Raw genomic sequence first — 15,259 nt, 5'->3', positions numbered from 1 at the left:
TCCCCACAAAAAATGTACAATATCCCAAACATGGGTAGTGCATCGAAAGGGCGATCGCATTTTATCAAGCAGCTAGTGAAGTTTACACCCGCCCTGCTTTCCCGCAACAATGGGCGATGACTCAAAATAATTTGGCAAATGCTTACCAAGATAGAATCAAAGGAGAACAGGGTGAGAATACAGTTGCCGCCGCCATAATCCCGGTTCCGGGCGGGTGATTTGCCCGCCCCAGAAAAAGATTAGCCTTAATATTGAGGTACAGACGGGTCTACTTCTTGACTCCAAGCAGTAATTCCGCCCTTAACATTAATCCCCTCAATTCCAGCTTCCTTCAAAATGCCCAAAGCCTTCGCAGAACGCCCGCCCATTTTGCAGTGTGCAATCAAGCGATGCCCGTTCAACAATTCCTTGACCTTAGCAACACCTGCGCCCTGTTCGATATCCGGCAAAGGAACCAAAACCGACCCAGGAATTTGACAAATTTGATACTCATTGGGATTGCGAACATCCAACAATACAAAATCCTTGGCACCGCTGTCGATTAACTCCTTAAGTTCCGTCACAGTCATCTCAGGAATTTGCGTTTGCTGACTTGCTTCCTGCGCTTTAGCTTGAGGAATGCCGCAGAATTGTTCGTAATCAATTAACTTTTCAATTACCGGGCGCACTGGATTAGGCCGCAGTTTCAATTGGCGGAACGTCATATCTAAGGCATTGTAAAGCAACAGTCGGCCGCTCAAAGTAGTGCCTTGACCCAAGATAATCTTGATAGCTTCCGTTGCTTGGATAGACCCGACAACTCCGCACAAAACGCCTAAAACACCGCCTTCGGCACAAGAAGGAACCATCCCAGGAGGCGGGGGTTCCGGGTACAAATCGCGATAATTCGGGCCGCCTTCGTAGTTGAAAACTGTTGCTTGCCCTTCAAATCGGAAGATGGAACCGTAGACGTTGGGCTTGTTTAAAAGCACGCAAACGTCGTTCATCAAATAGCGAGTCGGGAAATTGTCCGTGCCGTCAATAATGATATCGTAAGGAGTGGCAATGTCGATCGCATTTTCCGAACTAACGCGAGTCTCGTACAAATCTACTTGGCAAAAAGGATTAATTTCTAAAATCCGATTTTTAGCCGACTCAATCTTCGGTTTCCCAACCCAAGAAGTGCCATGAATTACTTGCCGCTGCAAATTAGAATGGTCTACAACATCAAAGTCTACAATCCCAATGCGGCCAACACCGGCTGCGGCTAAATACAGCAGCAGCGGCGAACCGAGGCCTCCCGTACCGATGCAGAGCACGCTGGCAGCTTTGAGACGCTTCTGTCCATCCAATCCAACTTCTGGCAGGATCAGGTGGCGAGAGTAGCGTTCGTATTCTTGTTTGTTGAGCTGGATCTCCTCCAGATTAGGATTTAGCATGATATTGTGTGTAGCGCAGATTTTGAATTACATCCTATCTGAATCTTTCGCATTTTTACCTGTTTGTTATTTTTACTAATTATTTCTTAATCTCAGTCGGTTCCTGTGCGAGAATTTCCTCTGCTTGAAAGTTCCCCTCTCCGTCAAGACTCCAACTGCGGAGGTCTTCCCAACAGCCTTGTCGGACGGACACAATGATATAAGAGTATTCCGCCCACGCCAATGCCCGATCGCACTCTGAGGGCACTGCGGGACAATCCGTGTGAGAATGATATATACCGATAATATCCAGACTGCGATCGCGCCCGTGTTTCATCGCCCGCAACATATCTTCGGGCTTAATAGCATATCTGCGTCTTTCTGTCAAGCCTTTTTCTTCAGGCCAATTCTCCTGGGCCTGTGCACTCCAAGCATTCTCAGTCGGCCAAACTTCTACCAAAGTTTTAACATCGCCAGTAACTCGACCGAGCAACAAACCGCAGCATTCTTCAGGATAAGCGCTTTCGGCGTGGGTACGCATGGATAAAATATGAGAGTCGGAAAGTGCGATCGGCTGCATGGGATTTTATTGTAAAGTGCGATCGGGCTTTTTTTTAAACGAACCGCGAAGACGCGAAGGACACGAAGGAAGAGAAGAGAAGGGAAAAGAAAGAACTCACAAAAGTAACATAATTAATTACCTCACTTAGATATCTAAACGTTAGATTTTTCAGTTCTTTCTCACTCTTCTTCTCTGTGTCCTCTGCGCCCTCTGTGGTTCAAAAAAAAATGTAGGGTGAGCCGCAGCGCACCTTACGGATGAAGTTAATTAATGCAATCAAGTCGGAGTTTGCTGCAACTCGGGCCGCTCATCTGGAACGATCGCACCTTCGACAGGACACACCTGCAAACAAATACCGCAGTCAATACAGGTATCAAAATCAATCCAAAACCAATCAGTACCCTTGACATTTTTGCCAGGGCCGGGGTGAATGCAAGCAACCGGACAAGCGCCGACACAATCAGCAATTCCCTCGCAAATATTCGTAACAATAGTGTGTGCCATAGTGTTCTCTCAAAAGATTTTAGTTAGATAGGGGATTAGCAATTAGTAATTGGCAAAACCTGATCTCAATCAGCAGGATACATAATATCATATCAGGTGATTTTTAACCAATTACCAATTACCAATTAGCCTAATTTACCGTTTCAATTGTTGGCAATCCTTCGGCATTTACCCAAGCAATTTGAGCAATTCGTCGATCGCGCGCGAATTCCCGCGCCGCCTCCTCTGTCTCCCGACTCTCCAAATCTATTTCCACCCGAACTAGGTGACTAGAGTCTCGGAGTTTGCGAGCGTAAGCAAAGGCCGCCGCCCCAGCTTCAGGAGTTAGAGGCACAACCAACCAGTCGCTAGCGGGCGTCTGGGTGGGCAATTGCCCCTCTGTCAGCAAAACTTGGTGCAAATCTTCAATATTCAGACAAAACCCGATGCCGGGGGAATTTTGCCCTTGGGGATCGAACAGTCCCAACAGTTGGTCGTAGCGTCCCCCTTGTCCTAAAACTCGCTGTCCTGTCTTGCTGCTGCTGACAACTTCAAACACAATTCCAGTGTAGTAGTCAAATGTTTGAATTAAACTCAAATCGAGGTGAATGTGGGATTTGAGATTGGGAATTTTTGATTGACATTGGTGCAGCAATTCGATCGCCGATTTGAGATTATTTAACGCGGCTTGCTGGGGCAAATCTAAATCCAGCTTAGCAACAATTGGCAACACCTCTTCTGGGCGGCCGCGCAAGTCAAATAACAGCAGAGCTCTTTCTCGCAATTCCGTTGACAGCGGCAAAGTTTCCAAGGCAATTCGATCGAGATTGGCGATCGCCCCCCGAACTTTCTGGCGCACGTTTGGCGGAAACGGTTCCAGCAATGTCGCAGTCAAGCCCGCTTCTCCCAAAACCAAATGCCAGTCATCAATTTCCAAGCTCTGCAAGCACTCAGACAGCAGCAGCAGCACTTCCGCATCCGCAACCGCCCCCCCCGCGCCGAGGAGTTCTACCCCAGCTTGATAGAACTCCTGTTGCCCGCCTGAGCCAGTATCTGGGCCTTTGCGGAACACGTTAGCGTTGTAGTAGAGGCGCTGAGGCTGCCAGCGAGTCCCGGCCATCCGCATTGCAGCCGCGCGGGCGATGGATGCTGTCAATTCCGGCCGCAAACCAAGTTCTCCATCCTCGGCGTCTTGCAGTTGAATTAAGGTCGATCGGTCGATCGCGCCCCCAGCCATCAATGTCTCCAGCCTTTCTAGAGTAGAGGTAATAATCCGGTGATAGCCCCAGCGGTGAAAAACCTGCTGTAAGCGCCGTTCGATCGAAATTTTTTGAGCAACGTCAAGGGGCAATAAATCTCTTGCACCCGATGGGGGTTGGTGAACCATATCAATTTTAGATTTTAGACTTTAGATTTTAGATGGGGCTTAGAAGCTTAGCTTTATGGACGGTGTTAAAGTCGAACCAGGCAAGCTTAACATTCGACTTTAACAAATTAAGGTGTCATCGGAATTTTAGATTTTAGATTTTAGATTTTAGATTGGGCTTAGAAGCTTAGCTTTAGGGGACGGTGTTAAAGTCGAAGCAGGCAAGCTTAACATTCGACTTTAACAAATTAAGGTGTCATCGGAATTTTAGATTTTAGATTTTAGATTTTAGATTGGGCTTAGAAGCTTAGCTTTAGGGGACGGTGTTAAAGTCGAACCAGGCAAGCTTAACATTCGACTTTAACAAATTAAGGTGTCATCGGAATTTTAGATTTTAGATTTTAGATTTTAGATTGGGCTTAGAAGCTTAGCTTTAGGGGACGGTGTTAAAGTCGAAGCAGGCAAGCTTAACATTCGACTTTAACAAATTAAGGTGTCATCGGAATTTTAGATTTTAGATTTTAGATTTTAGATTTTAGATTGGGTTCAGAGGCTTAGCTTTAGGGAACGGTGTTAAAGTCGAACCAGGCAAGCTTAACATTCGACTTTAACAAATTCAGGCGTCATATCCTTTTCGTTTCCATCGAAATAATCATTTTCCCCGTCAGTGCGATCGTCCCGTTCTTTCTGGAGCATCCGCGATCGCGGGACGATCGCACTGACAGTATAATTCCGATGTCACCGGATTTGATATCACCAAGTCTTGATTGTTTGGCTCGATCACACTCGACTGCTGAGCTGTTCACCCGTTTCTCAATATTCAAGACTCACAACTCACAACTTCTCACTTCTTCTTCCCGCCAAACAAACTTGCAAAAAATCCTGGTTTTTCATCACCTTTTTTTGCCTTGGCGGAAGCTTGTTCCAGCTTTTTCTTAACCTCCAAAGCCGTCGGTTCTTCTGGATTTGACGCCAAAGCTTTGTTCATCTCAAGTTTTGCCATTGTGGCTTGATTTTGTTCAAGGTAACACATTGCTAACATAGCGTGAGCCTTGCTGTGTTTCGGGGCACCCTTCAGGACTTCCCTCAACTCCAAACTTGCTTTAGCGTAATTTTTGCTGTCCATAAATCCTTGAGCTCGGCGGCAATAAGCTTCGATCCGCGGGTCGTCTTTGTCCGGGGGTAGATTTGGGGGTAGATTTGGGGTTGGGGTTGGAATTGGGGTTGGGGGAATTGGGGTTGGGGGTGGTGGCGGAGTTGCAATGCCAATGCGCTCTTTTCGCAGCAGGTAAACCATGTTAAGTTCGCTAATTTGATCGATCGCCTCTTGCGTTTCCTTAACTGATTCGTACTGCTTGAGAGCGAGTTTGCTAACTGCTGTTTTGTAAGCTTCTTCCCAATCTTTAGCGGTAGCTAACTGTTTGGCTGCTTCGCTTTCAATTTGCATTTTCGCCTGTTCTTTAACAACGCGCTTGGCGATGGCTGCTAATAGCAGGCTGTATTCTTTGCGATCGCTTTCCTTAGAGAATTTATTGTAAGCCGGATTGACTACTTTTGACAAAAATTGGTTAGCCCAATCTTTATCGGCTTGGCTTTCAAAAGAGCAAGTATCCGAATGCAACCGGCGGGCGATTTTCATGTAGCGCTTGCGGATGTCGTTAAACTCGGCGTCTAAGGGAACTCCCAAAATTGCGTGCTGATCTGTAAAGTCATACTTGAACAGCCCTTTTGTCATTTCAAAAGACATAACTTTTACTCTTCCTTTCCTGGCTTTGTTAGAGTCGATAGGGGCATTTCTACCCCTACCTCTCCTTCAGAACCGGACATGAGACTTTCGCCTCATCCGGCTCCTTGATATCTTCATCCTTTGTTAAGGATACAATTCAAAACGGATTGTTACAATAGTCCTTGTTGAGAGAACCGTCATTTTCCGTTTTTGTGTCGTGGCAGTGTTTATGTAGAAGTTGGAGGTTTTTGTACTCATCCTTACCGCCTAATGAGCGAGGTTGGATATGGTCAACTTCTACAATGTCTGTAGGTGTGAAATACAGACCACAGTGGGTACATTTACCTTTTTGTGTCTTAAGCAGTGTTGCCACTCTTTTTGGTGTTTCCGGGTATTCTCCGCGTCTCTTGCTCCAGTAAATCCAGTTACCATCGTAAGGCGTTGCGTTACCCTTCACTTTGGCGTGCCTTACAATAGGCGTTGCTTTGTGTTGGACTAATTCTAAACCTTCTTCTGTGCTGAAACACCAATTTCTGTCGCCTACTGTTCGCCAGTATTTGTCTTTATTGATGCTACCTTTTCCCCGTCTTCTCGCCCATGCTCTTAGTTTGTCATAGGTAAGACTGTCTACCTTGTTAAAGGTATCTTTACTTACTACTGTTGAGTAATAGTTTGACCATCCCCTAATTATTGGATTCAGCCGACTAATTAAAGCGACTTGGGGGGCGGTGTTATGGGTGTCTATCACTTCTGCAATTTTAGCCAGATGGGCTTTGACTTTGGGCTTAGACGGGGTGATTAATGTTGTAAAACCTAGCGGTATTCCTACTGTATTTTTAGCACTTCGATAGTTGCCTACCTTGTGTTGTTGTACATGGAATCCTAAGAACTCAAACCCAACATTTCCATTATATTCGTTGAGGGTGTGGGTTAATTTTGTTTTACTTGGCTTCAATTCTAAGCCAACATCACTTAACCATTCTGCAATTATTTTCTGACAGGCTAGTATTACTTCAATGTCTTTGTGAATAATCACAAAATCATCGGCGTACCGGATTAAACTTAAAGAACCTCGTTTATCTTTTTTACTGATTCCGTAGTATCCTTTTGTTAGCGTTTCCGCATATTGTTTGACCCGTTCTTCCATTCCATGTAAGGCAATGTTAGCCAAAAGTGGAGAGATGACCCCACCTTGTGGTGTGCCTTCTTTGGTCGGGAAGATTTCACCTTGGTCTAATACCCCACTTTTAAGCCAGGACTTAATTTGTGTTCGGAGTCCTGGATAGGTATTGATTTTGTCAAGTAATGCTTTGTGATTAATGCGGTCAAAACATTTGGAAATATCAGCGTCTAGCACATATTTAGCTTTGTATCTGATACTGTCAAAGATAGCTCCAATCGCATCGTGACATGACCTACCGGGTCTAAAACCGTATGAGTTTGGCTCAAATTTTGCCTCCCATTCTGGCTCAAGTGCTGCTTTCACAACTGCTTGTAAGGCGCGGTCGTACATTGTAGGTATTCCTAATGGTCTTGACTCATTAGTTCCTGGTTTTGGTATCATTACCCGACGAGTCGGTTGAGATTTACCAGTTATTTTGAGTTGACTTACTAGCTTTAATCGTTGCTTTGGGGTTAACAATTTTATGCCATCCACACCTGCTGTACGCTTGCCAGTATTGTCTTGTGTTACCCGTCGTACCGCTAGAACCTTATTAGACCATGAATTAATCAAGGTCTTTTGAAGCTTCCGAACTGCTTTAACATCGCCACGCTCACTTGCTCGATAGATACGTCTTTGCAACTTAAATGTCAATCTTTCGGCTTTTCGCCAATTGATTTGATTCCATTCCACCGTCGGGTTGTCCCGCGTTTTAGACTTATTCATTGCTACTAAGTTCCTATCCTTGAAGTTACCGTGTACCCGTCTGCATATCTCTGTCATTACAACAGAGCATTGGCTTCTGATACAATCCCTCTCTCATATATTGTTCGTTAGCTACTTACTGGATAATAGACATGATTCCAGAAATATATAAGAGTTACTTCGTTCCAAATACACATTGTTTGAGTTTTTAGTGCGATGCTATCCACCGGGTTTATGGGCGGTGCTTATAGGTCAAGTGTGAAATTGCCTATGCCCTAGCCTTGCCTTTTGGCTTGGTCTTAATCAGTCTTTACCGTGTTTTTTCAACGGGTTTATTCTTGATTTAGCCATTTGACCATCTGAAAATTACGATGGTTCAGACACATCTTTGCTTTCGCTACACATGAACTCGTGCTCGACAGTTACCAGTTTCGGCTACCAGTAGTTCTTGTCTTTTATCCCCGCTTTACCCTATTGGTTGCTACCCAACAAAATAGGGGATATGCTTTTACCGCTGCACTTGCGGACTAGGACTAGGGACTTGTGAATCCTGCACCTAGATGTGTATTCAGTTATACTAACCAGTTGGTTAGGCTAACCTTCCCTGAGTATTGCTACCCATTTGGGTTAAACGAATCGCACTCACTATTCTTTAATGTAGCTTGAGTCAAGGGGTTCTGACCCCCGTACTACCCCCGATCTATTGCTGGGAGGTGCTACTTCCAAGAAGATAAGGGAGGAACGGCTAGCAGTGCGCCGCTGAGTTCGGCGTGTATTTTGCCGTTTGTGGCCAAAATCCGACCAGAGTTCATCTCAAAGGCACTACCGTCATAAGCTGTAATTTGACCTCCGGCTTCGGAGACGATGAGTACACCTGCTGCTACGTCCCAAGGGGCGAGTCCCCGTTCCCAGTATCCGTCCGATCGCCCCATCGCGAGGTGTGCGAGGTCTAGGGATGCGGAACCGCTGCGTCGCACGCCTTGGGTGAGGTGGGTGAGGTGACAGAATTCGGCATAGTTATTGTCGGCTGTTTCGCGCCGATCGTATGCAAAGCCAGTGACTAGCAAGCTGGTTCTCAATTCTGGGATTTGGGAAACTTCGATCGGCGATCGGTTGCAGGTTGCTCCCAATCCTTTGCCTGCCCGAAACAATTCGTTATGAAAAGGGTCGTAAATTACTCCGATTTGTGGTATGCCGTCGATTAAAAGTCCGATCGACACGGCCCAAAAAGGATATTGGTGAGCATAATTTGTTGTGCCGTCCAAAGGGTCGATCGCCCACAGGTATTTGCTGCTAGCATCCCCTAATTTGCCGGATTCTTCGGCGAGGATGGCGTGGTGGGGTACGTGGCGGCCGAGAATTTCTAAGATGACGGCTTCTGAGGCTTTATCAGCTTCTGTGACTAAATCGCCCGATCGGCCTTTTTCTTGAATTTTTTCTAATTTTCCGCAGAAAGATTGCAGGACGGAACCGGCGGCTAGGGCTGCTTCGGTGGCTATTTCTAAGAAGTTTTGCAGTTGATTGTCAGTCATTTGTTAGTTGTTAGTTGTCAGTTGTCAGTTGTCAGTTGTCAGTTGTTAGTTGTTAGTTGTTAGTTGTCAGTTGTCAGTTGTCAACAATTCCCAACTGACCGAAAGCATCCACGATACCCGCCACGTGATTCATCCGTCCAGAAATAAAAACCTGTACCCGATGAAACTTGCCGAACGTATTTATCGGTGGGGTCAATGCTTCAATCTAAAATCTAAAATCTAAAATCTAAAATCGATTGACTATTTCCGATTTTGTTGGCGGAATTCTGCGGGAGTTTGGCGCAAAGCTCGTTCTGGATTCCACAGGCCTTTACCCATGAGTCTCGCCCATTCTTGAGCGTTGATGAGTCGCTGCTGGTATTTGGTGTTGGGCGATCGCACCCAGGCCAGGGCATAACCTTCTTTGACTAGCTGTTCGTTGAGCAAATTTTTATCTTGCCACAAGTAGGCTAGTTTGCGATCGAACTGGTCTTTCTCTTCGATGTCTGATTCTAACAATACCTGTTTTCCCCTAGTTAGCTGTTCTAGTCTTTGTTTGGCTGCTTCTCCCCAAGGCTGCTGTTTTAAATCCGGCGCATCAATACCAATTAGCCTGATTTGTTCTAATAAGGCTATTTTGTCGGCTGTACTGATAACTTCGATTGTTTGGCCGCTGATGGCCCTTTCTACTTTGGCGATCGTACCTTGGGGCATTTCTGGTTTTTGGCAGCTAGCTAGCCACAGACAAAGGGCGATCGCAAATAACCGATAAAGCATGGATAATTGGTAGTTGATAATTTATCAAATTGCCTTATTCTTCATCCAACGGCAAACCAGCTTTAACTTTACCTTTGCCGAAGTAGCGGCCGAACTGCAGTTCGTACACTTCGTCTTCGTCTTGCGTCTCTACCTCAATGTTGGAACGGGGATAGCTGACGCACAGCAGGGCATAACCTTCTTTTTGCAGTTCCACAGACAGCCCCATTGCTTCTGGCTGGTGCAGTTCCCCCGACTTGACGCGCACCGCACAGGCGGTACAAGCGCCGTTGCGGCAGGAAAAGGGCAATTCTACTCCTTGGTTTTCGGCGCTTTGCAGGATGTAGCGGTCTTCGGGTACTCGCACGGTGTGGCGATCGCCTGTCTGTCTGTTATGAATTTTAATTGTGTAAGAGTGAGTCATGGAATTTTAGATTTTAGATTTTAGATTTTAGATTGGGGTTTGGCGGGCAAACTCCTTTAGATGAAGGGGTTTGCGACATAGGTAGGAGAATCCAAGCCGGCTCGTTTGACACCCTATCCACATTAAACAGTAAATTTATGCCGTTACCCCTTCCCAAATCAGATTTGTTCTGTTAATATAGTTTAGCTGTGGCTAAATGAATTAATTTAGCCCTGGAGAGGTGGCCGAGCGGTTGAAGGCGCACGCCTGGAAAGTGTGTTTAGGGCAACTTAACGAGGGTTCGAATCCCTCCCTCTCCGTTAATCAAGCTGTTTAGGCAAAAAAAACAGCTTGCAAAAAAAATCTCTGATATGAGATAAATAGTTTGATTAGAGCGAGATCCCTTGAATTCTTTGAGAAAAATCAAGGGATCTCGCTTGTATATTTTTGAGGGTAAATTAGGGCGATCGCGCCGAGAATAAACACCCAGATATAATGCCAATAGTAGAAAACCATAGTGACCTACACCAATCGCCACCGTTTGCAGCAAAGCGTCGCTTTCTGCTGGCTCAATTACTGTTTGAATATCAGTCGGGTAATTTTAGATTTTAAATTTTAGATTTAAGATTGAGGTAACTTATATCGAACTTAGCATCAGCGAGATTTGCCCCTCTGAAAGAAGTACCCTCAGCATTTCCAATCTCTCGAACCATAGCGGAGAAAGACACAAACGCAAACCAAAGATACAGCAGCGACAGCAAACCGAAACACATACCCCAAAACAGTTTGTGAGTGCTCAGAAAAGCGCTCGCCGTTGCACTGAACAAAAAAGCCGCTGCGTAAGTCGCCACACTTCCAGCCGATGCGATCGCCACCTGTGCAAATTGGCCACGAATCCGGGAATTCACAAAAAACATTAACACCCCGCCGATCGACATTCCAGCAAGAGCAGCCTGGGAATTATTATTAGTTGCAGTGCCAGCATAGAAAAATCCCAACAAAGCTCCTGATAGAATAGCAGAAATTGTTCGTGCCAATCTACCCGCTTTTGAGGTTTTTGGCTGTTTGCTGGCGATCGCCGAAGCGAAGCCAGCAGCGCTCAAAACCCCGTACAGCAACAGAACAAAAGGCCAACTGCCAGAGCCCGGTAATTGTCCTTGAGATCCCAAAATCAGTCGAGTCAGAACATCGCCCACAACCAAACAAATCGCGATCGCCCCAGCACTCAAAACAGCTATCTGTCGCCTAGAAATCCCGATTTTCGCACCGACAAAATTCGCACCCGCTAACTGAGCATTTCTAAAATTGCAGCCTCGAACATCCGCACCGCTGAAATCAGCACCGTTAAGAACTTGTCCTTGGAACGATCGGTTTCGTAAAATTTGATTGCTAAAATTATTGGAATCCGAATACTTCATATTAGTACAGGATGCTTAAAAATATATAAATCTGTCAGTGTTCCCATCCCCTATCTAAAATCTAAAATGGTATGACTTATCGACCCACCCTCAAACAAACTTGGCATATTCTCGGTCTCGGAATATTGCTCGCACCAATACTACTCTACAACATTCCCTACTTTTTGCGTCCCCAACAAACAAACGAAGCCCGATCGCTCTTTCAAGGGATAGCCTACCGCAGGGAATTTCGGACTAATCCGCGTCCCACCCTAATTCACATTGTTAGCATCGACCTAAAAGCGCCGGGAATAGGAATTTTTGTCACTCCCGGAAATCCAACACCCGATTTAACAGAAACCAATGCCCGCACGGCTACTGAATTCCTGAAAGAATTTAAATTGCAATTAGCAGTCAACGGCAACTTTTTTTATCCCTGCATCGAGAAAGCACCTTGGGATTACTATCCCCGCAGTGGCGATCGAGTAAATAATGTCGGACACGCCATTGCCAAAAGCCAAGCTTATTCTGAACCCAATCCAGACTTTCCCGCCCTTTGTTTTGATGCCAAAAACCGCGCTCAAATAATCGAAAACGGCACTTGTCCTGCGGGAACAGCCTATGCCGTTGCCGGAGATACTTTGCTGGTAAAAAATGGCCAGCCCGTAGCACAAAGTCAGGAAGAACGCAAGCAGGATAAACCCTATCCCCGTGCAGTCGCGGCGATCGACAAAACAGGCGATAAGTTGTGGTTAATTCTGGCAGACGGCAAGCAGAGGCTTTACAGTGAAGGGCTGAAATTGAGTGAAATAGCTGATATTTCGATGCAGTTGGGAGCGGAGACAGTGCTGAATTTAGATGGCGGCGGGTCGGTAACTTTTGCAGTAGCATCGCCGTCAGGAGCGAAACTGTTGAATGCTCCGATTCAGAATAAAATTCCCATGCAGGAACGTCCAATTGCCAATCATTTGGGATTTTATGCGCCGGAGAATTAGGGTTTTAACTGGCGCTTTAATCTCCGAAAAATGGGGTTAAAAATGATTCTATTGTATACTGCGCCCCAGCCGCGGCTTGTAAAAAATCGGATTTTAAAACCTATTTAAAAAATAAAGATGCCTCCGCATACTCAAATAAATAGGGTACTGATTGCCTTAATTACTAATACAAAACCTCGCTTAAATACCCACAAAAATTCTGATTCAGCAGTGAAGTTTTTTTAAATCTGCCCCAAATCCGGGAATAATTGCTAAAATTGTAAAGAAACGTAACAAAAATTTATAATTGGCTTATGAAAATTGCCGAAGCCGCTAACTCTTTGTCAAGGTTCGGAACCGAGGCAATTTCTCATTTAGTGGAAGCTTTTCGCCGCGATGACAATTGGCTCGTCCGCCGCAGCATTATGGCTCCGCTGTACGAAATGCAGTGTCCTGATGCAGTATTTGAAATTTGTGCGATCGGTCTTGGCGACGAAGATTTACCAGTTCAGGAAGCAGCAATTGACGGATTGGGTGTGCTGGCAAATACCCCGAAGCAAGAACAGGCATTGCAGCAATTATTAGCTCTAGTAAGTTCGGATAACTGGGGAATTCGGCTGCGAGTTGCTCGCGCGCTGAGCAAATTTGACCAACAATAATGGGATTCAAGCCCCGTCCTTCTAGGACGGCTTTATTTATGGTAAGCTAGTTGCCGTAGGGTTTGTCCACGTCAAATGAGAGTTTTAGAGTTCAAAGCTAAAGGGAAAACAACTCAATACTCAGCAATAGATGAGGCGATTAGAACTGCTCAATTCGTCCGCAACAAATGTATCCGTTTTTGGATGGATAATCGCGGCGTAGGGCAAAAAGAGCTGTATCGCTACAACACCAAGCTGAGAGCTGAGTTTCCCTTTGTAAATACTTTGAACTCTCACGCTTGCCAAGTTGCTATTGAATGGGCATATTCCTCAATTGCTCGATTCTACGAAAATTGCAGGAAGTCTATTCCCGGAAAGAAGGGATATCCAAAATTTAAGAAGAATTGCCGCTCGGTAGAGTACAAAACTTCTGGCTGGAAGCTTTCCCCCGATAGACGCTCAATCAATTTCATTGATAAGAAGGGCATTGGTAAACTTAAACTTAAAGGGACGTGGGACTTACACTTCTACCAACTAGACCAAATAAAGCGGGTTAGGCTAGTGCGTCGTGCCGATGGCTACTACGTTCAGTTCTTGGTGAAAATCGAAACTGGAAAACTAGACATTGAGCCGACAGGTAGAATTGTTGGATTAGATGTAGGAATCAAGGAGTTCTACAGCGATAGCAATGGTCATACTGAGCCTAACCCTAAATTTTATCGAGCAGGCGAGAAGCGTCTAAAGTTTCGACAAAGACGTGTTTCTCGTAAAAGAAAATGCTCTGCCAATCGTAAACGAGCCATTAATAGACTAGGACGACTACACCTCAAAATAAGTAGGCAACGTGAAGAATATGCCAAGAGACTGGCACGTTGTGTAATCCAATCTAACGATTTGGTCGCCTATGAAGACTTGAGGATTAAGAACTTAGTCAAGAACCATTGTCTTGCCAAGTCTATTAATGATGCGGGTTGGTATCAGTTCAGGAAATGGTTAGAGTATTTCGGGGTTAAGTTTGGCAAGATAACCGTAGCGGTCAATCCTGCCTACACCTCTGAGGAATGCTCTAATTGCGGCACGTTAATCAAAAAATCCCTCTCTATGAGAACCCACACTTGCCAATGCGGCTTCGTCTTAGACCGGGATTGGAATGCTGCTATTAATATCCTGAAATTAGCCTTGAGTACGGTAGGGCATACCGGAACTTGGGTCATAGATCCGAACGCTTCGGGAGATTCGACCTCTACCTTGGTTGGAGTAATCCTGCTAGGGCAAGTTGGGTCTATGAACGAAGAATCCTCGTGCCTTTAGGCCCAGGAGTGTCAAAATCCTCAAGCTCGCGCTGCTGTGAGCTATTTGGCAAAAGATCGAGATCATCGGGTTGCAGGTGCGACTTTGGAAGCTTCGCTTTAAAACAACGGCTTACAAGCTCAACTGTAATATCTGCCGTATCGTGCCGAAAAAAACCCGGCCGAGGGAATGTTTAAGCGGTTCTACGGCGAGGAATGGATCGAAGAGTATATTCACGAATTTTTGTTCAATTGGGAACAGAAGCTGGCACAATTGGTAAGTAACAAGAATTAATTTTAATAGAAGCTTCAGCCACTACACTTATTAGTGTAGGTTGGCATGAGGAAAATGCCAATGGTCAAAAAAAATCGCAATGTAGTTAGTTCCAATTCAGAAAGTAAAGTCAAAGTCGGACTTTCGCTGACTTCTTCTAGTGCCGATCGATTAAACGTGATCGCTCGCAAGCTCGGAATATCAAGGTCGGAACTCCTAGAACGCTTGGCACAAGGCGCTCTGGATATTTCTAAGGACAAGACGGAAGTTACTGTCACTTGGAAAAAAGGTGAAGAAACTGAGGTAGAGGCAGCCCCCTTGCAAGGGGAAACAGCCGAAGAAAGCGAAGTTAATGACGCTGTAACGGCAGAAACTCTATCGGACTCGGTGATTGTAAAGCCAAATCCGATGCCAGAAAGTTACGAAAGTTTACAGCAGCAGTTGAGTGAACGCGAAAGTTCGATCGCTTCTTTACAGCAGCAACTCGCTACCGAAAAGCAAAATCTCGAAAGCCAATTAGCCGAAACAGTAGCGAAGTCAAGTTACGAAAGTTTACAGCAGCAGTTGAGTGAACGCGAAAGTTCGATCGCTTCTTTACAGCAGCAACTCGCTACCG

Annotated in this window: 16 protein-coding genes and 1 tRNA gene; 6 read left to right on the top strand and 11 right to left on the bottom strand. The window is 45.5% G+C overall.

What is annotated here, in order from left to right:
- Window positions 1–245: 245 nt before the first annotated feature.
- The 10 genes from moeB to QUB39_RS04875 form a co-directional block, all read right to left on the bottom strand.
- Entirely contained in the window at window positions 246–1,418 is a 1,173-nt protein-coding gene (moeB, locus tag QUB39_RS04920; protein ID WP_333054332.1) for a molybdopterin-synthase adenylyltransferase MoeB, read from the bottom strand.
- A gap of 79 nt (window positions 1,419–1,497) precedes the next feature.
- On the bottom strand, window positions 1,498–1,977 hold the full coding sequence (locus tag QUB39_RS04915; protein WP_333207937.1) for a M67 family metallopeptidase: 480 nt from the start codon (window positions 1,975–1,977) through the stop codon (window positions 1,498–1,500).
- 258 nt (window positions 1,978–2,235) lie between these two features.
- Window positions 2,236–2,463, bottom strand: coding sequence for a ferredoxin family protein (locus QUB39_RS04910; RefSeq protein ID WP_333054336.1), 228 nt, complete (start codon window positions 2,461–2,463; stop codon window positions 2,236–2,238).
- Between the two features lie 130 nt (window positions 2,464–2,593).
- Complete coding sequence (locus QUB39_RS04905; RefSeq protein WP_333054338.1) at window positions 2,594–3,829, bottom strand: ATP phosphoribosyltransferase regulatory subunit; 1,236 nt, start codon at window positions 3,827–3,829, stop codon at window positions 2,594–2,596.
- An 823-nt stretch (window positions 3,830–4,652) separates the two neighbouring features.
- On the bottom strand, window positions 4,653–5,555 hold the full coding sequence (locus QUB39_RS04900) for a tetratricopeptide repeat protein (RefSeq protein ID WP_333054340.1): 903 nt from the start codon (window positions 5,553–5,555) through the stop codon (window positions 4,653–4,655).
- A 136-nt stretch (window positions 5,556–5,691) separates the two neighbouring features.
- The gene (gene ltrA / locus QUB39_RS04895; protein WP_333054342.1) at window positions 5,692–7,422 is read right to left on the bottom strand and encodes a group II intron reverse transcriptase/maturase; all 1,731 of its coding nucleotides are present in this window, start codon (window positions 7,420–7,422) and stop codon (window positions 5,692–5,694) included.
- A gap of 695 nt (window positions 7,423–8,117) precedes the next feature.
- Window positions 8,118–8,933, bottom strand: coding sequence for an inositol monophosphatase family protein (locus QUB39_RS04890; protein ID WP_333207940.1), 816 nt, complete (start codon window positions 8,931–8,933; stop codon window positions 8,118–8,120).
- Window positions 8,934–9,006: 73 nt separating this feature from the next.
- Complete coding sequence (locus QUB39_RS04885) at window positions 9,007–9,129, bottom strand: hypothetical protein (RefSeq protein WP_333181264.1); 123 nt, start codon at window positions 9,127–9,129, stop codon at window positions 9,007–9,009.
- A 44-nt stretch (window positions 9,130–9,173) separates the two neighbouring features.
- Entirely contained in the window at window positions 9,174–9,689 is a 516-nt protein-coding gene (locus QUB39_RS04880) for a thermonuclease family protein (protein ID WP_333054346.1), read from the bottom strand.
- Window positions 9,690–9,723: 34 nt separating this feature from the next.
- The gene (locus QUB39_RS04875) at window positions 9,724–10,092 is read right to left on the bottom strand and encodes a 2Fe-2S iron-sulfur cluster-binding protein (RefSeq protein ID WP_172186552.1); all 369 of its coding nucleotides are present in this window, start codon (window positions 10,090–10,092) and stop codon (window positions 9,724–9,726) included.
- Between the two features lie 214 nt (window positions 10,093–10,306).
- Between QUB39_RS04875 and QUB39_RS04870 the strand changes: the two genes are divergently transcribed.
- Window positions 10,307–10,391, top strand: a tRNA-Ser gene (locus tag QUB39_RS04870).
- Between the two features lie 288 nt (window positions 10,392–10,679).
- On the opposite strand, the gene QUB39_RS04865 is transcribed toward QUB39_RS04870, so the two are convergent.
- Window positions 10,680–11,489, bottom strand: a complete 810-nt coding sequence (locus tag QUB39_RS04865) for a pentapeptide repeat-containing protein (RefSeq protein WP_333207942.1) — start codon at window positions 11,487–11,489, stop codon at window positions 10,680–10,682.
- Between the two features lie 71 nt (window positions 11,490–11,560).
- On the opposite strand from QUB39_RS04865, the gene QUB39_RS04860 reads away from it, so the two are divergent.
- The 5 genes from QUB39_RS04860 to QUB39_RS04840 all read left to right on the top strand — a co-directional run.
- Window positions 11,561–12,463: a phosphodiester glycosidase family protein gene (locus QUB39_RS04860; RefSeq protein WP_333207944.1), complete on the top strand. Its 903-nt coding sequence runs from the start codon at window positions 11,561–11,563 to the stop codon at window positions 12,461–12,463.
- Window positions 12,464–12,756: 293 nt separating this feature from the next.
- On the top strand, window positions 12,757–13,101 hold the full coding sequence (locus tag QUB39_RS04855; protein ID WP_333207945.1) for a HEAT repeat domain-containing protein: 345 nt from the start codon (window positions 12,757–12,759) through the stop codon (window positions 13,099–13,101).
- Window positions 13,102–13,176: 75 nt separating this feature from the next.
- Window positions 13,177–14,391, top strand: a complete 1,215-nt coding sequence (locus tag QUB39_RS04850) for a transposase (RefSeq protein WP_333207947.1) — start codon at window positions 13,177–13,179, stop codon at window positions 14,389–14,391.
- Window positions 14,392–14,523: 132 nt separating this feature from the next.
- Window positions 14,524–14,664: a hypothetical protein gene (locus tag QUB39_RS04845; protein ID WP_333208011.1), complete on the top strand. Its 141-nt coding sequence runs from the start codon at window positions 14,524–14,526 to the stop codon at window positions 14,662–14,664.
- Between the two features lie 60 nt (window positions 14,665–14,724).
- On the top strand, window positions 14,725–15,259 hold a 535-nt coding region (locus QUB39_RS04840; RefSeq protein ID WP_333207948.1), incomplete at its 3' end, for a ribbon-helix-helix protein, CopG family.

The sequence above is a fragment of the Microcoleus sp. AT8-B5 genome, from assembly GCF_036705565.1.
Taxonomy (GTDB): Bacteria; Cyanobacteriota; Cyanobacteriia; order Cyanobacteriales; family Microcoleaceae; genus Microcoleus.
This window is presented reverse-complemented; position numbering and strand designations above follow the sequence as displayed.